Source organism: Cyanobium sp. Maggiore-St4-Cus, assembly GCF_024345615.1.
GTDB lineage: Bacteria > Cyanobacteriota > Cyanobacteriia > PCC-6307 > Cyanobiaceae > Cyanobium_A > Cyanobium_A usitatum.
Genome location: NZ_JAGQBL010000018.1, coordinates 20508 through 36745 on the forward strand (window position 1 = coordinate 20508; position 16238 = coordinate 36745).

Here is a 16238-nt window from a genome sequence, read left to right on the forward strand (position 1 = left end):
GTACAGATGTACTGATCCTAATGCGGTCCCCGCGCCAGGGCTGCGACCGCGGCCTCCAGATCAGCGGGTAAGCGGCGCACCAGCCGGCGCTGATCCAGCCCAGGGGCGCTCTCCACCAGCACAAGCTCAACCCTTGCCTCAGCCGCCAGCTTTCCGCTTGCAGCTACAAAACGGCTGCGCCAGGGCAACTTCAGACCACAGCGCGGCAGCACCTCGCTCCACAGCTGCACAGCATCGCCGTGAAACAGGGGCTGCTTGTAGTCAATGGTCAAACTCACCACCGGGAGCTCCAAGCCGCGAACGGAAAGATCGCTGTAGGCGATACCAGCTGCAGCCAGGGCCTCCACCCGCGCCTCCTCAAGCCAAGCCACGTAAGCGCCATGCCACATCACGCCGGCGTGATCCGTGTGCTGGGGCAGCACACGGCGCTCCAGCAACCAGCCTTCAGACACTCTCTTCACCACAGCCGGGCCAGCTTGGCCGGAGCGGGATGGTTGCGGTGTAGCGGGCAGATGGTTTGCACTTGCAGATCGGCCATAGGCTGACAGGCAGCCTGCTACTTCGAGTCTTCTCAGTGTTTCGCAACGTTCTAATCGCCGATTCCGGCAAAGGCCACGTGGAAGAGATGGTGCGCATGCTGCGCGACATCCCGGCGGTGCGTGCAGCCCGCATCAACCTGCTGCACGTGGTGCCTGAGCAGGCTGGTGAGAGCTTCGCGGAGCACTCCCAAAAAGCGGCGGTTATCGCCGCCGAAGCGGTGCAACGGCTCGGGCTCAACCCCAGCGAGGTGAACACGATCATTCGGCAGGGAGACACCAAGCAAACGGTGCTGAAGGTGGCCGACGAACTCAACAGCGACCTGATCGTGATGGGATCCAGAGGCCTGGGCCGCCTCCAGTCGATCCTCAGCAACAGCGCCAGCCAATACGTATTCCAGCTCTCGACCAGGCCGATGCTGCTGGTGCGCGACGACCTTTACATCCGCCACATCAACCGGGTAATGGTGACCATCGATGGCACCGGGGTCGGAGACGATGCCCTGAAACTGGCCTGCGAGCTTGTGCGGGAGATTCCTGGCGGCAGCCTCACCGGCGTCCATGTCACCCGCCAAGACATCACCCCTTCTCGGGGCGGCAAATCCCCAGCCGATGCAGTACTCGAAAAAGCCAGCCAGCGAGCCCGTGGCTACGGAGTGGAGCTCAAGGCAGTGCATCGCAGCGGGGATGTCGGCCGCAGCGTGTGCGCCGCCGCCGAGGATCTCAAAGCCGACCTGCTGGTGATCGCTTCCCAGGATCGGCGCCCGGTGGTTGCTCGAGGACTGGTCGACATCGACCGGCTACTGGGCAGCTCGGTGAGCGACTACATCCGCGTTCATGCCCCAGCCCCTGTGTTGCTGGTGCGGGAGCCTGAGGGGAGGAACTAGCCCCCCTGGCGGCTGTTGGTTTGAATGTAAAGAATGATCAAAAAGACCGCGGGAACCAACACGAACAAAAGGCTGGCAACAAAGCCGAGATCGTTGGTTTCCATGGCTGAAGGGGAAGTGAGGGGAGGGTATCACCGCCAAATGGGCGCTTTTCAGGAGGCTTCACCGCTCGTTGCGGTTGGGGCCTGTTCATCGCCCTGGCTCTGACCTTCACCCCCATCCTCTAAATCCTCCTCGCCTTCCTGTACCGGAGGGGCAGGCCAGGCTGTGGGGCCGCTAGGCAGGGGCTTGGCCTGGGCCTCCGCCACCAAATTTTCCTGGTCGGCCATGCCCACCTGGGGCCGAGTCAAAACCAAAACGGACTCCTGGACCATGGTTTGACAGGCAAGCCTCCAGGTTTGGGGGCGCCGGCGCAGTTTTTGGTCTTCCACGGCGGTACGGCCGCTCAGCACCTGAGCACCGGTGCCCTCCGGAATGGCCACAAAGCAGGTGATGCACTGGCCGCAGCCGCCGCAATTGCCTAGGGCACCCTTGAGGCCGTAGAGCTGAATGCCCTCCCGCAAAGCCACTTCTCGCAGGTTTTCGCCGGGGTAGCACTCAATGTCGCGACCCTCGCGAACAAATCGGATCACGGGCATGAAACCTTTTTGCAGAGGTCTTCATTCTGGGCCAGGCCGTTGCGGTCCGTTACCTGGAGCGCACCGCGGCCGGAGCGCCCCTTACGATCGCCCAACCCACCCAGAACTACCCCCATGGGATTGCCCTGGTATCGGGTGCACACGGTCGTCATTAACGACCCGGGCCGATTGCTCGCAGTGCACCTCATGCACACCGCCCTGGTTGCCGGCTGGGCCGGCTCCATGGCGCTCTATGAGCTCGCAATTTTTGATCCGTCCGACGCGGTACTCAACCCGATGTGGCGCCAGGGCATGTTCGTCATGCCTTTCATGGCCCGACTCGGCGTAACCGGCAGCTGGGGCGGCTGGAGCATCACCGGCGAAACCGGCGTTGACCCCGGATTCTGGAGCTTTGAAGGTGTGGCTGCAGCCCACATCATCTTCAGCGGCCTGCTCTTCCTAGCCGCCATTTGGCACTGGACTTATTGGGATCTAGAGATCTGGCAGGACCCACGCACCGGCGAACCTGCCCTCGATCTGCCCAAAATCTTTGGCATCCACCTGCTACTTGCCGGCCTTGGTTGCTTCGGATTCGGGGCCTTTCACCTCACCGGGGTCTTCGGACCTGGCATGTGGGTCAGTGATCCATATGGAATAACGGGACACTTAGAGCCAGTCCAACCATCCTGGGGCCCAGAAGGATTCAATCCCTTCAACCCTGGCGGCATCGTGGCCCACCACATTGCTGCTGGCATCGTTGGAATCATTGCTGGCATCTTCCACATCACCACTCGACCGCCCGAGCGCCTCTACAAGGCCCTCCGCATGGGCAACATCGAAACGGTGCTGGCCTCGGCGATCGCCGCTGTCTTCTTCGCGGCTTTCATTGTTGCCGGCACGATGTGGTATGGCGCTGCAGCAACCCCTGTAGAGCTCTTTGGACCCACCCGTTATCAGTGGGACCAGAGCTACTTCAAGACGGAAATCAATCGTCGAGTCCAAACCGCGCTCGACAACGGAGCCACCAAGGAACAGGCCTATGCCTCGATTCCGGAGAAGCTGGCCTTCTATGACTATGTCGGCAACAGTCCTGCCAAGGGCGGCCTGTTCCGGGTTGGTCCGATGGTGAATGGCGACGGTCTCCCCACAGGCTGGATTGGCCACATTTCTTTCACTGACAAAGATGGCCGGGACCTTGAGGTGCGCCGCCTGCCCAACTTCTTCGAGAACTTCCCCGTAGTTCTCCAGGATCAAGAAGGCATCGTTCGCGCCGACATCCCCTTCCGTCGGGCTGAGGCCAAGTATTCCTTTGAGCAGACCGGTGTGACGGCAACCGTCTACGGCGGCGCCCTCAATGGCCAGGTCTTTACTGATCCTGCCGACGTGAAGCGCCTGGCTCGTAAGGCCCAGCTCGGTGAAGCCTTCGAGTTTGACCGCGAGACTTATCACTCCGACGGCACCTTCCGCAGCTCACCCCGTGGTTGGTTCACCTTCGGACACGCCACCTTCGCCCTTCTGTTCTTCTTCGGCCACATCTGGCACGGTGCTCGCACCCTGTATCGCGATGTGTTTGCCGGTATTGATCCCGACCTGGGCGAACAAGTGGAATTCGGTCTATTCCAGAAATTGGGCGACCGCTCGACCCGTCGTCTGCCCGAGGGCTACGTGCCCCCGGCAGGCAGTCCCCTCAGCTGACCGCCAGCACCCCCGAGGACATCCATGGAAAGCTTCGCTTACATCCTGATCCTGGCCCTGGCCATCTCCACGCTCTTCTTTGCAATCGCCTTCCGCGATCCCCCCAAGATCGGCAAATAATCAGCCAGAGCCCTTTAAAGCCCCTGCTTCGGCAGGGGCTTTTTTGTTGTGCGATTGGCGAATGCAGGCCTTTCCAAATGAAAAAGTGCTGCTTACACTTGAATGACACTTCCGGATGCCAGGGATGCAATGTCCCTCATGCCAACACACCGATAGCCGGGTGCTCGAATCTCGAGCGGCCGACAGTGGTCGCAGTGTGAGGCGGCGGCGTGAGTGTCTCAACTGCGAATTCCGCTTCACTACCTATGAACGGGTAGAGACAGTGCCCATCACTGTGGTGAAGCGCAACTCCTCGCGGGAAACCTTCAACCGCGTCAAGTTGCTGCACGGGCTGCTGCGCGCCTGCGAAAAAACAGGCCTAGAGCCGGCCCGGCTCGAAGGGGTGGTGGATGAAATCGAACTCCAGCTGCAGCAACGCAGCGGACGGGAGGTGAGCAGTGCCGAAATCGGTGAACTTGTGCTTCAGCAGCTCAGCGAAATGAGTGAGGTTGCCTATGTGCGCTTTGCCTCTGTCTATCGCCAGTTCCAGGGCGTAAGCGACTTTGTGTCCACCTTGGAAGGACTGCACAAGCGCAGTGGTGGCCGCTTGAGCAAAGCCAGCTTGGCCACGGTCAGCTGACCTGGTTCAGCTGACCTCATTCAACTGACCGTGTCCAAGCTGAACCAGGTCAAAGCAACGGAAACACGCTGCTGCCGCATTGGTACAGTTACAAACCGGGTTTGCTCTGCTGGCGGGCAGATCATCCGTTCCTTTCCTACTGCTTCAGGCAGACCGCCACCTATCCATGACCGTGACCCCTTCCGATACCAGCACTGAAGCGCTCAACCAAGACGCGATCAGTGCCGAGGCCGAGCTCGATTTCGCCGCCGCCATGGGCGATGACCTCGATCTAGCCATTCCGGAAGAGGTCCCCACCGCCGATGACCCCAGCAGTCGCGCTGCATCCCGCAACGACGCTGATGGCGTGGGTTTCACCCTGGATGAGTTTGCCTCGCTACTGAGCAAGTACGACTACAACTTCAAGCCGGGTGACGTTGTCAACGGCACCGTGTTTGCCCTGGAATCGAAGGGCGCCATGATCGATATCGGCGCCAAAACAGCGGCGTTTATGCCGGTGCAGGAGGTGTCGATCAACCGGGTTGAGGGCCTCAGCGACGTTCTCGTACCAGGCGAGGTGCGCGAGTTCTTCATCATGAGTGAGGAGAACGAAGACGGCCAGCTCTCGCTTTCCATACGCCGCATCGAGTATCAGCGTGCCTGGGAACGGGTGCGCCAGCTGCAGAAAGAAGACGCGACCATCTACAGCGAAGTGTTTGCAACCAACCGTGGTGGCGCCCTGGTGCGGGTAGAAGGCTTGCGCGGCTTCATTCCCGGCAGCCACATCAGCACCCGCAAGGCCAAAGAAGAGCTGGTGGCCGACTTCCTACCCCTCAAGTTCCTTGAAGTGGACGAGGAGCGCAACCGCCTGGTGCTCAGCCATCGCCGCGCCCTGGTGGAACGCAAGATGAATCGCCTCGAAGTGGGCGAAGTGGTGCTAGGCACCGTGCGCGGCATTAAGCCCTACGGCGCCTTTATTGATATCGGTGGAGTCAGCGGCCTGCTGCACATCTCCGAAATCAGCCACGAACACATCGAAACACCGCACACGGTGCTCAATGTCAACGACCAGATGAAGGTGATGATCATCGACCTGGATGCCGAGCGGGGCCGGATCTCCCTCTCTACCAAGGCCCTCGAGCCAGAGCCCGGCGACATGCTCACCGACCCTCAGAAAGTGTTCGATAAAGCCGAGGAAATGGCCGCCCGCTACAAGCAGATGCTGCTTGAGCAGGCCGAAGACAACGAACCAATGGGCGTCACCCTCGACTGAGCCAGGCCCAACTACGCGCCCTCCATGGCTGAGCTGTTTCTGCGGGGACAACCCCTGGCCGATGCCACGGGAACACCATTCCCAATCGAAGCGGTGTTGTTCGACAAGGACGGCACCCTTTGCATCAGCGAACCCATGCTCCAAACCCTGGCCTCGGCCAGGGTTTTTCATGCCTGCGAGCTGTTGGGGAAACGCCACCCGGAGCTACCCGCCAGCCGATGCGACGAGCTGGCTCAGCTACTACAGAGGGCCTACGGGCTTCGTAATAGCGCCATCCATCCGGCCGGCGCCACGGCCGTCGGCACCCGTAGCCACAACCTGATCTCCACCGCCACAGCGTTGGCCCAGGTTGGCCTTGGCTGGCCAGAAGCCCTGGAATTAAGCGAAATCGTATTTGCGGCCACCGATGGCCTGCATGGCCAGGGGAGTGAGCACCGGCCCATCGCCACCGCCGGACTCCACGATCTGATGCAAGCACTGCAGGAAGCAGGAGTGGTGTGCGCCGTGATCAGCAACGATGACGAGGCTGGCATCGAAGCTTTTCTGGCCAGCCAAAACCTCAGGTCCAGGTTTCAAGCCCTGTGGAGTGCCGACCACAACCCGCGCAAGCCAAACCCGGCGGCGGTGCACGCCCTCTGCGCCCAACTCGGAATACCGCCCAACCGTTGCGCCCTGATCGGCGATGCCAATAGCGACCTGCGCATGGCCCAGCAGGCCGGAGTGCCCGTGGTGCTCGGCTATGGGGCGGGCTGGAGCATCGCCCCGCCGCTAGATCCGCGCTTCCCCTGCCTGCAACATTGGCGCGAACTCAAGGTAAACGCAGGCCAGCACATAAGCTGAGTTCACTTGATTCAAGGCTGCATGAGCCGCTACGTCTTCACCTCCGAGTCGGTAACCGAAGGGCATCCCGACAAGATCTGTGACCAGGTGAGCGATGCTGTGCTCGACGCCCTGCTGGCCCAGGACCCGGCTTCTCGAGTTGCCTGCGAGACCGTGGTCAACACCGGCCTTTGCCTGATCACAGGTGAAGTAACAACCACCGCCCGGGTTGACTTCAACACCCTGGTAAGGGGCGTGATCAACCAGATCGGCTATGCCGGTGCCCGCGCCGGCGGCTTCGATGCTCACAGCTGCGCCGTGCTGGTGGCCTTAGACCAGCAGTCCCCCGATATTGCCCAGGGGGTAAACGAGGCCGACGACCACGACGGCGACCCCCTTGATCTGGTGGGAGCAGGCGACCAGGGGATCATGTTTGGCTACGCCTGCAACGAGACGCCAGAGCTAATGCCTCTGCCAATCAGCCTGGCCCATCGCCTGGCGCGGCGGCTGGCCGAGGTGCGTCACAACGGCAGCCTTGGCTATTTGCTCCCCGATGGCAAAACCCAGGTGAGCGTGGTCTACGAAAACGAAGTGCCCGTGTCGATCGACACGATCTTGATCTCCACCCAGCACACAGCTGAGATCGATGGCGTCTCGGATGAAAAAGCAATTCGGGAGCGCATTGCCGCCGACCTCTGGAGCCACGTGGTGGAGCCCGCCACCGCCGATCTGGCCCTCAAGCCCTCCCAGGCAGATACTCGCTTCCTGGTGAACCCCACCGGCAAATTTGTGGTGGGCGGCCCCCAGGGTGACGCCGGTCTAACAGGCCGCAAAATCATCGTCGATACCTACGGCGGCTATGCCCGTCATGGCGGTGGCGCCTTCTCGGGAAAGGACCCCACCAAGGTGGATCGCTCCGCCGCCTACGCCGCCCGCTTCGTGGCTAAAGCTCTCGTGGCTGCAGGCCTGGCCCGCAAATGCGAAGTGCAGCTCAGCTACGCCATCGGCGTAGCCAAACCAGTCAGCATCCTGGTGGAAAGCTTCGGCACGGGCGCCATCAGCAATGACGACCTCACCACCCTGGTGCAGGACCAGTTCGACCTGCGCCCCGGGGCCATCATCGACACCTTCGGTTTACGGGAGCTGCCCCAGCAACGCGGCGGCCGCTTTTATCAAGATGTGGCTGCCTACGGCCATTTCGGCCGCACCGACCTGGATCTGCCCTGGGAAAACGTGGACGCCATCGCCGCCACGCTCAAGCAGGTCACCGCAGCGCAGGTCAACGCCTGAGCTGCAGTCCGGCGGGTGAACACTGCACTTGCCCTTGGGGTGGATCTGGGCAGTAGTGGCCTGCGGATTGCCCTGATAGGGCCAGACGGCGAGCAGCTGATCGAAGAAGCCAGCCCCTATCCATCCAGCCTGGAGGAGCCTTTGGGCTGGGTGGAGGGCCTAACAAGCCTCTGCGGGCTGCTGCCAGCAGCTACCCGCAAGCAGGTTGGCGCCCTGGCGGTGGATGGCACCTCCGGCACCCTGCTGCTGTGCCGTCCCGATGGCCAGCCCGGCCCTGGCTGCCTAGGGAAAGCCTTGGCGTATCACTTCTCTTGCCGTGAGCAGGCCCCTATTGCTGCAGCAATGGCCGGCTCAGGCCCAGCCGCCAGTGCCAACGGCAGCCTGGCCCGGGCCCTGCACCTGCTGGCACAGGCCCAAGAAATCGGAACGGGCGGCCCCTGGCTGCTGCGTCACCAGGCCGACTGGCTAACCGGCTGGTTGCTTGGTGACTGGAGCTGGGGAGAAGAGGGCAACAACCTGCGCCTCGGCTGGGACCTACAACGGCAGGGCTGGACTGGCTCGATCGGGCGCCAGCCGTGGTCCACTGCCTTGCCGGCGATTCGCCCCAGCGGCGCGGTGCTGGGGCGAATCGCTGCTACGACCGCCCAAAAGCTGGGACTGGCGCCTGGCTGTCAGGTGGTGGCAGGCAGCACCGACGCCAACGCCGGGGTGCTTGCCGCCCAGCCAGGTAGGGGCGATGGCGTCACCGTGCTGGGTACCACCCTGGTGCTCAAACAGTTCAGCCCCAGGCCGATCGAAGGGCCAGGCATCAGCTGTCACCGAGTGGCAGGAAGCTGGCTGGTGGGTGGTGCCTCCAATGCCGGAGCCGGCATCCTGAGGCGCTTCTTCAGTGACGGACAGATCGAAGAGTTGAGCCGCCAGATCGACCCTCGCCAGCCCACGGGTCTGCAGCTGCGGCCGCTGCCAGCCCGTGGGGAGCGCTTTCCTGTGGACGATCCTGAACTAGAGCCGCTGCTGGGCCCGCGCCCGATCAGCGACGTCCGCTACCTCCAGGCCCTGCTGGAGGGCCTCACAGCCCTAGAAAAACAGGGATGGCAGCGGTTGCAAGCGGCCGGCGCCCCCGACTTGGAGCGGGTGATCACCCTGGGGGGCGGGGCCCGCAACCCACAATGGCGGCGGCTGCGCCAGCAGAGCCTGGGCATACCGGTGCTGAATCGACCGGGGTGCACAGCTGCCCTTGGCATGGCCAGACTGGCCGCAACAGCCCTGCAAAAACCATGAACGACCGCCTGCGCTCTGTGATCTCCATGGCGGTGTTTGTGGTGCTGGCTGGCTATGTGGGCTTCAGTGCCCTGCGTCTTGGCCTGTTGTTGTGGCAGCGCTTCGGCGCCGCCTAACTCCCTCTGCAGCTTCGTCCGAGCCAGAATCACTCCCATACCCACCGCCGCTCAGCACCATGGCCGCCGACCCAATCACCCCCGCAGTGAGCGATCGGATTTGCCGACACATGAATGACGACCATGCCGAGGCGGTGCTGGCCTATGCCCGTCACTACGGCGGCCTAGGCGCAGCCGAAAAGGCAAGCCTGGTAGCAGTCCGAGCCGAAGCCATGGAGCTTGATGTGGATGGCGCCAAGGTCACAGTGCCCTTCGACCACTGCCTTAGTGACAGTGAAGATGCCCATCGCACCCTGGTGGCGATGTTGCGGGCCCTGCCCCGCTGAGGCCGGCGGCGTGGGAACCCTGCAGGAAACCTGCAGACCCATCCATGGCCTCTTGGCCCCCTGGCCTAACTCCCATAACGGCAGGGCTGTTAAAGCTGCTGCCCCTGGACTGGATCGCCAAACCACCAAGCCTGAACGCCGATCTGGCGGCGGAATTAGCCGAGGGGGGACGCCAGGGAAGTGATCCCATCCATTGGTGGGCCGCTGGCATGTACTCGGGGCGGCTGCGCCGGCAGCTTCTTTATCTGCGCACCCATCCGAATCCAGCAATGGTGGCAGCTCTGGTACAGCAACTAGCCGCAGGACTGGGCGCCGAACCTTGGGCCAGACCACCCCTGCTGGTTGCGATCCCCAGCTGGAAGCGGCGAGCCAACCCACTGCCAAGCCTGCTGGGCAGAGCTCTTAGCTGGCAACTGGGCTGGCGCCAAGTCCCCCTCCTGCAACGCAGTCGGGCAGTGCTGGGCCAGCACCACCTGGGCCGCGAACTGCGCTGGGCTAACCAGGCGGGAGCCTTTCGCTGCTCCGCGTCCGAGCAGCAACAGCACCCCCGGGAGAAACCAGCGGTGGTGCTCTTGGACGACATCCTTACGACGGGTGCTACGGCCTGCGCCGCCGCTGACACCCTGCGCGACCAGGGCTGGCAGGTAGCTGGCATGGCCTGCCTGGCCCGAACCCCGTGGCAGGGCCGTGATCTAAGATCGATTCGTCGCTTAGGCGACGGGCCGGGATAGCTCAGTTGGTAGAGCAGGCGATTGAAAATCGCCGTGTCCCCAGTTCAAATCTGGGTCCTGGCATTCTCATCCCACTACTTTCCTTCCGCGAAAAGCCTGCAGGGTTTGGGATGGCTCAACTAGAAACAGCTGAATATTGCAGCACCATGCGTGAGCATCCACTGAACTCCAACCGGATGTTCAATAACGCCGACAGCTTCGCTCAGGCTTTCGATGAAGCCTGGCAAAAACATGAACAGCGCGATCCCCACCACGGACTTGACCCAGCAGCCAAGGTCGATCTGATGCTCGATGGGCTTGGCGACCATCCCTTTCTACAAAAACAACCAGAGCTGGCCCGGCAAGTAGCCGCTTTTCGCCTCCGCCTCTTGGGGTTGGCTGGGCCCAGCCAGTAGGGTCAGCCTCACAGCCGTGTACTGGCGTGATGGCGAGCTCCTTGGAGCGATTGGTGCGGATGTTGAGCGGTGGATTCAGCAACCAGGAGCAGGCTTTTGAGAATCCGCCCCTCTACGCCCACATCCTGGTCAAATTCCGCCCCCTCCCCCAGCTGGCACCGGGCTCCCTGCTGCTGGAGCAGAGCTATGCGATTGACCCGGCAGCTCCCTACCGAATTCGAGTACTGAGGGTGGAAGCACTGAACGGCCAGCTGACTATCGTCAACCAGGCGCTGGCAGAAGATCAACGCTTCTGGGGAGCGGTAGAGGACAGCGAACTCCGTGGCCGCATTCAAACAAGTGACCTATTGCCCCTCGATGGCTGCGCCTACGTGGTGCGAGAAGAGAGCGAAGGATTCGTGGGGGAAGTGGAGCCTGGATGTCGCTGTCTGGTGGAGCGCAAGGGAGCCACCTCCTACCTGGTGAGCCGGCTAGAGCTAAACCCAGCTGGCATGCGCACGATCGACAGGGGCCACGATCCCATCACCCACGAACATCTCTGGGGATCGCTGGCGGGTGCCTTTGAATTTGCCCGAACCAACGACTACAGCGACGAGATACCAGCCCATTGGTCTGAGCAGTGGCGCGATTGAGTGGCGCGATTGAGCCTCAGGCGCTGAGCTCATCGAAGAAGGGTTGCTCCTCTTCATCAAGGAAGGGCTCCTCTGCCAGGCTGTCATCCAGAAAGCTGTCCTGTAGAGCTTCCTGGGCATGGGCCAGCTGGGGGGCAACAACAGGACGCAGGTGACGGCCTACCCCTTGATTTTCGATGCCTTTTAGCAAGCCTTCAAGACGAGCCAGTCGGTCTTCGGTGTCATCGAGTCGTAGCTCCGTCTCATCAGACAACGCGCCCTGGCTAGCTGCCTGGCCCTCAAGCAGCGGCTCGAGCCTCAACTCCTGAGCGGCAAGCCGCTCCTCCAGTTCAAGCAAGCGGAAGGTGATCGCTTCAGCAACTTCCGAGAGGGTCTGCAGCTGGTCAGCCAGCCGCTGGGTGCAGTCTGCAACCTTTAGCTCAACAGCCATAACCAGTGCCGATGGAATGGGCGGATGGTATCGGCGCAGCCCGGAAGCGCCAGGGGTTGGCGCCCCAGAGACTGCAGCGCAGCGTTTGTAACGATTCCAAAAGCCTTGTAAACCAATCAAAACAGGCCATATGGAAGCGCAACGGACAAGCGGTGCTTGCCAACCAATGCGCAATGGCCAGAGAACGCCTCAAGAGCTCGAGTCATTGCTCAATCGCAAGTTGTGGAAAGCCAAGTTTTTTGAAAACCGTCCCCAATAACCGCATTGTCGAGCTCAAAATGAGGTAGCTGCCGTGGCCACCTGCACCGAGCGAAGCCCTCCAGGCCTTGGGGCAGTGACCGTTTGTTAAGGGAGCAGTAGGCAAGCAGGCATCTTGATGAGAATGGGCGAACCAAGTTGATAACAGCCAGGTTGCTGCACACTGCCCACAAGGGACACTGCGCAGCCCTGGGCCCTGACCAGCCTGGAACCCCTATCCACCCTTCCGACTATTCGTCGCGACTAGGAGCCTCCCAATGTTCGACGCCTTCACCAAGGTTGTAGCCCAGGCTGATGCCCGTGGCGAATTCATCAACGCCGGTCAAATCGACGCGCTTGCGGCGATGGTTTCCGAGAGCAACAAGCGTATGGATGCTGTGAACCGCATCACCTCCAACGCATCCAAGATCGTCACCAATGCGGCCCGCGATCTTTTTGAAGCTCAGCCGGCGCTAACGGCTCCTGGGGGGAACGCCTACACCAGCCGCCGCATGGCTGCGTGCCTACGCGACATGGACATCATCCTCCGTTACATCACCTACGCCATTTTCAACGGCGATGCATCCGTGCTGGAAGACCGCTGCCTCAACGGCCTGCGGGAGACCTACCTGGCCCTCGGCGTTCCCGGCACTTCGGTTGCTGAAGGCGTTCGCAAGATGAAGGCCGCCGCCATTGCAATTGCCAACGACCGCAACGGCATCACCCAGGGAGATTGCTCAGCTTTAATCAGCGAAATCGGCACCTACTTCGACCGCGCTGCAGCAGCCGTCGGCTGATCAGCTCACTAAAAAGTCAAACCAACTTATTCCCCCCTTCCAATGAAGACTCCCCTTACCGAAGCCGTCGCAGCCGCTGATTCCCAGGGACGGTTTCTCTCAAACACTGAGCTCAACTCAGCTTTTGGTCGCTTTGACCGCGCCAAAAATGCTCTTGCAGCTGCTAAGGGCCTAACAGCCAACGCAGACAACTTGGTGAACGGCGCTGCCCAGGCCGTTTACAACAAGTTCCCCTACACCACGCAGATGCAGGGTGCGAACTATGCCGCTGATGCCCGTGGCAAGGCTAAGTGCTCCCGTGATATCGGCTACTACCTCCGCATGGTCACATACTGCCTCGTGGCTGGTGGCACCGGCCCCATGGATGAGTACCTGATTGCCGGGATTGATGAAATCAATCGCGCCTTTGAGCTCTCTCCCTCCTGGTACGTGGAAGCGCTTAACTACATCAAAGCCAACCATGGCCTTGCCGGCGAAGCAGCAACAGAAGCAAACAACTACCTCGATTACGCAATCAACGCACTTGTTTGACCAGGCTTCCTGTTAAAAAGTGATTTATAGCCTCCCTGCTGAAGGGAGGCTATTTTTATTGAACAAATAAAAGATAAAAAGAGTTGCACGCAGAATGAGCAACAAGGCAATAGTCGTGCTGCATTAGTCGCGCGCGAAGATTGGATAAAGACTAGACAGCCCGGGGAAACCGTCCTCTTGCCAAAACAAAACCGTCATGCCGCCCAAAGAAATTTTAAGCATAAAAGACTTAATAAAACAAGCCGGAGAGGAACAGGAGATTCAGTACGGAACAAGCGAGGCACGCTTGCGCATAGACCTCAGAATTGAAGACATTGGGCTTTGGAAATCCCATCACAACAAAAATCCTGACAACAACAATATTCTGCTTGCCTGCGAGAGTAATAGCGGCGAACTATCAGAAACCACTCTGACCTGGGTAGTAGGAGCAGCAATACGTTCTGCATTGGTAGAAGGAACGGCCCAAGCAAGGGATCTGCTCAAAAACCTCGGAGTGTCAGAAGAATTGGTGGATCTGGCATCTGAACACTGTCCAGGTCTAGGCGGGAACGCAATATGGGCTTTCCATTTGGAGCGACATGGCTGGCTTACCGCAACTCCGGTGGAATCGTGAACCTGACTAGAGAAGCAGATCGAAAGATGGAGATCAGCCAACTGGCCAAGGCTGCAAAAGTATGCGGCATAAGCAATCGAGACAGTCTCCCCGAAGCAGTGAGAGCGGTGGTAGCTAAAGCCGATACTTCAAAACGGTTCCTAAACACAGAAGAATTAGAAGAGATATGCAAATATTGCAAAACCTCAGAACATGCCGTTAAGCTACTGATAGCCGAGTCAAGCCAGGTGGTTGATAAAGCAAGACAACAATTACTAGCCCAACAACCACAACTCATCCTGCCTGGCGGAGAATTACACCCAGAACCAAGGGCAGAAGCCTGCTGGCGAGACTGCCAACAGTTTCTGCGGGTGATCATTTTCGGGGTAGCGTGCGATTGCACAGAAGTAACAGATGCGGCAGGGATGACGACATTGCGTCAATTATACAAGGAGATGGAAGTACCTATCCCTGCGATGATGTATGTCCTAGCCCAGATGCGGACACTAACCACACAAGTACTAAAAACTTATGGCCATCTTCGCGAGGCAACCTGCCTTGACAAGGCTTTTAATAATCTGATCATGGCCTTGCAACCAACCCCGCCCGGAGAACAGGAAGCCAAGTAAACCCCGCAAGCCCATTACCAAAGCAAGCGAAACCACAGAATACAAACCCATCTGATTACTAGCGAATCAAATCCCGTCTAAACATGAATCAAAAGCATCAAGCATCTTTGTTGCCGGAAGATCCAAGCCAATGGAGTGCTCCTGAAAAGTGCAACCCTGCTGCGGCGCACCATCAACCCATAGACGCGCGAGGTGCATGCTGGACCAACCGTGTTCTGGAACCACTTGATCTGCGTCAGGCAAACCTTTGTCGTATAGACATAAGAGGTGCAGATCTAACTTCCTGCCTGCTAGAGGGATGCAATTTAACACTTGCCCGTTATGATAAAAATACTCGTGTACCCGCTGGTATTAATCTTGAAAAGTCAGGTGCAGTAGGGCCTGGCGCAGCTCTTAATGGGGCATTTTTGAATGGTGCAGATCTCAGGGGTATGGACCTACAGAACACCAACTTCATGGGTGCGTACCTAAGCGGATGTGACCTAAGTGGTGCAGTATTAGACGGAGCACGTTTTGTAGGAGCAGACCTAAGGTTTGCAAAAATGCAAGGCAGTCGTTGCATAGGCGCACGCTTTACCGGTAGCCAGTTACAACAGTCAGACTTTAGGGCCGCTAATTTAACAGAGGCAATTCTAGATGGGGCTGAAAGTATCAAGGGCGCTGACTTCAGTCAGGCTAAGGGTTTGGACAAGATACAGCTTGCAAACCTCCTAGCACGCTCTCACATCGAACTGGATTGCTGGAACCCACTCACTAGGCAAGCGACTCGGACGACACTGGAATCCCTGCTGGAATCAACAACAAGTCCCGCATAGCGCACTAGCAATGACAGGCAAAGCGAAGCGATTGAAACAAAAGATTGAGGTTTATAAAGCTGCGGTCGAGGGCTATGGGATGCCGGGGATAATTGCAAGGTATCGCCACGAAAGTCATGCCGTTTGGTCCAGCCTCCATCCTGGGTGTGGAGAGCTTCTCCCAAGAGTGCGAAGCACCACGTGAGCTAGTTCCAGGGGACGACGACCAAGCGAAGGAGTCAGTGATCCGGGCTGTCTACAGACAGGTGCTTGGGAATGCCTACGTCATGGAGAGCGAACGACAAGTTGTTGCAGAATCGCAGTTCAAGCTAGGCGAGATCAGCGTTAGAGAACTGGTAAGATGTATCGCAAAAAGCGATCTTTATAGCACGCGCTTTTTTGACTCATGCGCGCGCTACCGCTATATCGAACTAGCTTTTCGCCACCTACTCGGACGTGCTCCAGCAGATTTTGAGGAAATGCGGGGGCATGCCGAAAGACTAGATACAAGTGGCTACGAAGCAGACATCGACAGCTTCTTGGATTCTGACGAATATCAGAACACCTTTGGTGAGTGGACAGTTCCATATCAGCGTGGGTGGAAAACAGAATCCTGTGCAACGCTTCAAGAGTTCACCTGGTCATTCCAGTTGCTACGTGGCAACAGCAGCAGCAGCCTAAAAGGCAACTTGGCTGGAATCCGGAGTCGTCTTGGCGGTGCTGCTTATCAGAACCGACCCCTTCCTGTGGTAGCTCCCTCATCACAAGATTCCCAAGGCTGGAGCTTCCGCCCAGCTGCCAACCTCACAGATCCCGTTACCCGGATAGGTGTACTCGCAGGTGAAGCAGGCAAAGTGTATCGAGTTGAAGTAACAGCCTACAGGGCCAATAACGTGCGCCACACATCACGCT

The 16238-nt window shown here is 59.5% G+C and carries 22 protein-coding genes and 1 tRNA gene; 18 read left to right on the forward strand and 5 right to left on the reverse strand.

Annotation, left to right across the window (positions count from 1 at the left end; genetic code table 11):
• Positions 1–17: 17 nt before the first annotated feature.
• Positions 18–452, reverse strand: coding sequence for an acyl-CoA thioesterase (locus KBY99_RS13830; RefSeq protein ID WP_409996573.1), 435 nt, complete (start codon positions 450–452; stop codon positions 18–20).
• 122 nt (positions 453–574) lie between these two features.
• On the opposite strand from KBY99_RS13830, the gene KBY99_RS13835 reads away from it, so the two are divergent.
• On the forward strand, positions 575–1423 hold the full coding sequence (locus tag KBY99_RS13835; RefSeq protein ID WP_254941589.1) for a universal stress protein: 849 nt from the start codon (positions 575–577) through the stop codon (positions 1421–1423).
• Here KBY99_RS13835 and psbM read toward each other — a convergent pair.
• Entirely contained in the window at positions 1420–1527 is a 108-nt protein-coding gene (gene psbM / locus KBY99_RS13840) for a photosystem II reaction center protein PsbM (protein WP_015109223.1), read from the reverse strand. The genes KBY99_RS13835 and psbM overlap by 4 nt on opposite strands.
• A gap of 48 nt (positions 1528–1575) precedes the next feature.
• Positions 1576–2061, reverse strand: coding sequence for a 2Fe-2S iron-sulfur cluster-binding protein (locus KBY99_RS13845; RefSeq protein WP_106632819.1), 486 nt, complete (start codon positions 2059–2061; stop codon positions 1576–1578).
• A 114-nt stretch (positions 2062–2175) separates the two neighbouring features.
• Here KBY99_RS13845 and psbB point away from each other — a divergent pair, with 114 nt between their 5' ends.
• From psbB to KBY99_RS13895, 10 genes are all read left to right on the forward strand, one after another.
• Complete coding sequence (gene psbB, locus KBY99_RS13850) at positions 2176–3735, forward strand: photosystem II chlorophyll-binding protein CP47 (RefSeq protein ID WP_106632820.1); 1560 nt, start codon at positions 2176–2178, stop codon at positions 3733–3735.
• Between the two features lie 24 nt (positions 3736–3759).
• Complete coding sequence (locus tag KBY99_RS13855) at positions 3760–3855, forward strand: photosystem II reaction center protein T (RefSeq protein ID WP_010314684.1); 96 nt, start codon at positions 3760–3762, stop codon at positions 3853–3855.
• A gap of 124 nt (positions 3856–3979) precedes the next feature.
• A complete protein-coding gene (nrdR, locus tag KBY99_RS13860) occupies positions 3980–4474 on the forward strand; it encodes a transcriptional regulator NrdR (protein ID WP_254999645.1) in 495 nt (164 codons plus the stop codon).
• A 166-nt stretch (positions 4475–4640) separates the two neighbouring features.
• The gene (locus KBY99_RS13865) at positions 4641–5726 is read left to right on the forward strand and encodes a 30S ribosomal protein S1 (protein ID WP_106632822.1); all 1086 of its coding nucleotides are present in this window, start codon (positions 4641–4643) and stop codon (positions 5724–5726) included.
• Between the two features lie 24 nt (positions 5727–5750).
• On the forward strand, positions 5751–6566 hold the full coding sequence (locus tag KBY99_RS13870; RefSeq protein ID WP_254999646.1) for an HAD family hydrolase: 816 nt from the start codon (positions 5751–5753) through the stop codon (positions 6564–6566).
• Positions 6567–6587: 21 nt separating this feature from the next.
• Positions 6588–7835 carry a methionine adenosyltransferase gene (gene metK / locus KBY99_RS13875; protein WP_254999647.1) on the forward strand — a complete coding sequence of 416 codons (1248 nt, stop codon included), beginning with the start codon at positions 6588–6590 and terminating at the stop codon, positions 7833–7835.
• Between the two features lie 15 nt (positions 7836–7850).
• Entirely contained in the window at positions 7851–9116 is a 1266-nt protein-coding gene (locus KBY99_RS13880) for an FGGY-family carbohydrate kinase (RefSeq protein ID WP_254999648.1), read from the forward strand.
• Between the two features lie 175 nt (positions 9117–9291).
• On the forward strand, positions 9292–9558 hold the full coding sequence (locus KBY99_RS13885; protein ID WP_106632826.1) for a DUF2470 domain-containing protein: 267 nt from the start codon (positions 9292–9294) through the stop codon (positions 9556–9558).
• 44 nt (positions 9559–9602) lie between these two features.
• Positions 9603–10289, forward strand: a complete 687-nt coding sequence (locus KBY99_RS13890; protein ID WP_254999649.1) for a ComF family protein — start codon at positions 9603–9605, stop codon at positions 10287–10289.
• Positions 10280–10352 (forward strand) — tRNA-Phe (locus KBY99_RS13895). Before KBY99_RS13890 ends, KBY99_RS13895 begins: the two co-directional genes overlap by 10 nt.
• Before the next feature lie 56 nt (positions 10353–10408).
• On the opposite strand, the gene KBY99_RS13900 is transcribed toward KBY99_RS13895, so the two are convergent.
• Positions 10409–10597 (reverse strand): hypothetical protein, encoded by a 189-nt coding sequence (locus KBY99_RS13900; RefSeq protein ID WP_254999650.1) that lies wholly within the window; start codon positions 10595–10597, stop codon positions 10409–10411.
• 116 nt (positions 10598–10713) lie between these two features.
• Between KBY99_RS13900 and KBY99_RS13905 the strand changes: the two genes are divergently transcribed.
• A complete protein-coding gene (locus KBY99_RS13905) occupies positions 10714–11316 on the forward strand; it encodes a chromophore lyase CpcT/CpeT (protein ID WP_254999651.1) in 603 nt (200 codons plus the stop codon).
• A 16-nt stretch (positions 11317–11332) separates the two neighbouring features.
• On the opposite strand, the gene KBY99_RS13910 is transcribed toward KBY99_RS13905, so the two are convergent.
• Entirely contained in the window at positions 11333–11746 is a 414-nt protein-coding gene (locus KBY99_RS13910) for a hypothetical protein (RefSeq protein WP_254999652.1), read from the reverse strand.
• A gap of 515 nt (positions 11747–12261) precedes the next feature.
• Here KBY99_RS13910 and KBY99_RS13915 point away from each other — a divergent pair.
• The 6 genes from KBY99_RS13915 to KBY99_RS13940 all read left to right on the forward strand — a co-directional run.
• Positions 12262–12780 carry a phycocyanin subunit beta gene (locus tag KBY99_RS13915; RefSeq protein WP_254941600.1) on the forward strand — a complete coding sequence of 173 codons (519 nt, stop codon included), beginning with the start codon at positions 12262–12264 and terminating at the stop codon, positions 12778–12780.
• A gap of 42 nt (positions 12781–12822) precedes the next feature.
• Complete coding sequence (cpcA, locus tag KBY99_RS13920; protein WP_254937566.1) at positions 12823–13311, forward strand: phycocyanin subunit alpha; 489 nt, start codon at positions 12823–12825, stop codon at positions 13309–13311.
• A gap of 196 nt (positions 13312–13507) precedes the next feature.
• Positions 13508–13924, forward strand: a complete 417-nt coding sequence (locus KBY99_RS13925; protein WP_254999653.1) for a hypothetical protein — start codon at positions 13508–13510, stop codon at positions 13922–13924.
• Positions 13921–14532 carry a phycobilisome polypeptide gene (locus KBY99_RS13930; protein ID WP_254999656.1) on the forward strand — a complete coding sequence of 204 codons (612 nt, stop codon included), beginning with the start codon at positions 13921–13923 and terminating at the stop codon, positions 14530–14532. The genes KBY99_RS13925 and KBY99_RS13930 overlap by 4 nt, the downstream gene beginning before the upstream one ends.
• A gap of 83 nt (positions 14533–14615) precedes the next feature.
• Entirely contained in the window at positions 14616–15347 is a 732-nt protein-coding gene (locus tag KBY99_RS13935; protein ID WP_254999657.1) for a pentapeptide repeat-containing protein, read from the forward strand.
• A gap of 116 nt (positions 15348–15463) precedes the next feature.
• Positions 15464–16238: phycobilisome rod-core linker polypeptide (locus KBY99_RS13940; protein ID WP_254999658.1), on the forward strand; the 775-nt coding region annotated here is incomplete at its 3' end.

Excerpts from the sequence above, each read along its gene's own strand:
- KBY99_RS13915 (WP_254941600.1), top strand. The coding sequence starts at position 12,262 with ATGTTCGACGCCTTCACCAAGGTTGTAGCCCAGGCTGATGCCCGTGGC.
- KBY99_RS13935 (WP_254999657.1), top strand. The coding sequence starts at position 14,616 with ATGAATCAAAAGCATCAAGCATCTTTGTTGCCGGAAGATCCAAGCCAA.
- cpcA (WP_254937566.1), top strand. The coding sequence starts at position 12,823 with ATGAAGACTCCCCTTACCGAAGCCGTCGCAGCCGCTGATTCCCAGGGA.
- KBY99_RS13865 (WP_106632822.1), top strand. The coding sequence starts at position 4,641 with ATGACCGTGACCCCTTCCGATACCAGCACTGAAGCGCTCAACCAAGAC.
- metK (WP_254999647.1), top strand. The coding sequence starts at position 6,588 with ATGAGCCGCTACGTCTTCACCTCCGAGTCGGTAACCGAAGGGCATCCC.
- KBY99_RS13910 (WP_254999652.1), bottom strand. The coding sequence starts at position 11,746 with ATGGCTGTTGAGCTAAAGGTTGCAGACTGCACCCAGCGGCTGGCTGAC.
- KBY99_RS13905 (WP_254999651.1), top strand. The coding sequence starts at position 10,714 with ATGGCGAGCTCCTTGGAGCGATTGGTGCGGATGTTGAGCGGTGGATTC.
- nrdR (WP_254999645.1), top strand. The coding sequence starts at position 3,980 with ATGCAATGTCCCTCATGCCAACACACCGATAGCCGGGTGCTCGAATCT.
- KBY99_RS13925 (WP_254999653.1), top strand. The coding sequence starts at position 13,508 with ATGCCGCCCAAAGAAATTTTAAGCATAAAAGACTTAATAAAACAAGCC.
- KBY99_RS13900 (WP_254999650.1), bottom strand. The coding sequence starts at position 10,597 with ATGGTCGCCAAGCCCATCGAGCATCAGATCGACCTTGGCTGCTGGGTC.
- KBY99_RS13855 (WP_010314684.1), top strand. The coding sequence starts at position 3,760 with ATGGAAAGCTTCGCTTACATCCTGATCCTGGCCCTGGCCATCTCCACG.
- KBY99_RS13845 (WP_106632819.1), bottom strand. The coding sequence starts at position 2,061 with ATGCCCGTGATCCGATTTGTTCGCGAGGGTCGCGACATTGAGTGCTAC.
- psbM (WP_015109223.1), bottom strand. The coding sequence starts at position 1,527 with ATGGAAACCAACGATCTCGGCTTTGTTGCCAGCCTTTTGTTCGTGTTG.
- KBY99_RS13890 (WP_254999649.1), top strand. The coding sequence starts at position 9,603 with ATGGCCTCTTGGCCCCCTGGCCTAACTCCCATAACGGCAGGGCTGTTA.
- psbB (WP_106632820.1), top strand. The coding sequence starts at position 2,176 with ATGGGATTGCCCTGGTATCGGGTGCACACGGTCGTCATTAACGACCCG.
- KBY99_RS13885 (WP_106632826.1), top strand. The coding sequence starts at position 9,292 with ATGGCCGCCGACCCAATCACCCCCGCAGTGAGCGATCGGATTTGCCGA.
- KBY99_RS13870 (WP_254999646.1), top strand. The coding sequence starts at position 5,751 with ATGGCTGAGCTGTTTCTGCGGGGACAACCCCTGGCCGATGCCACGGGA.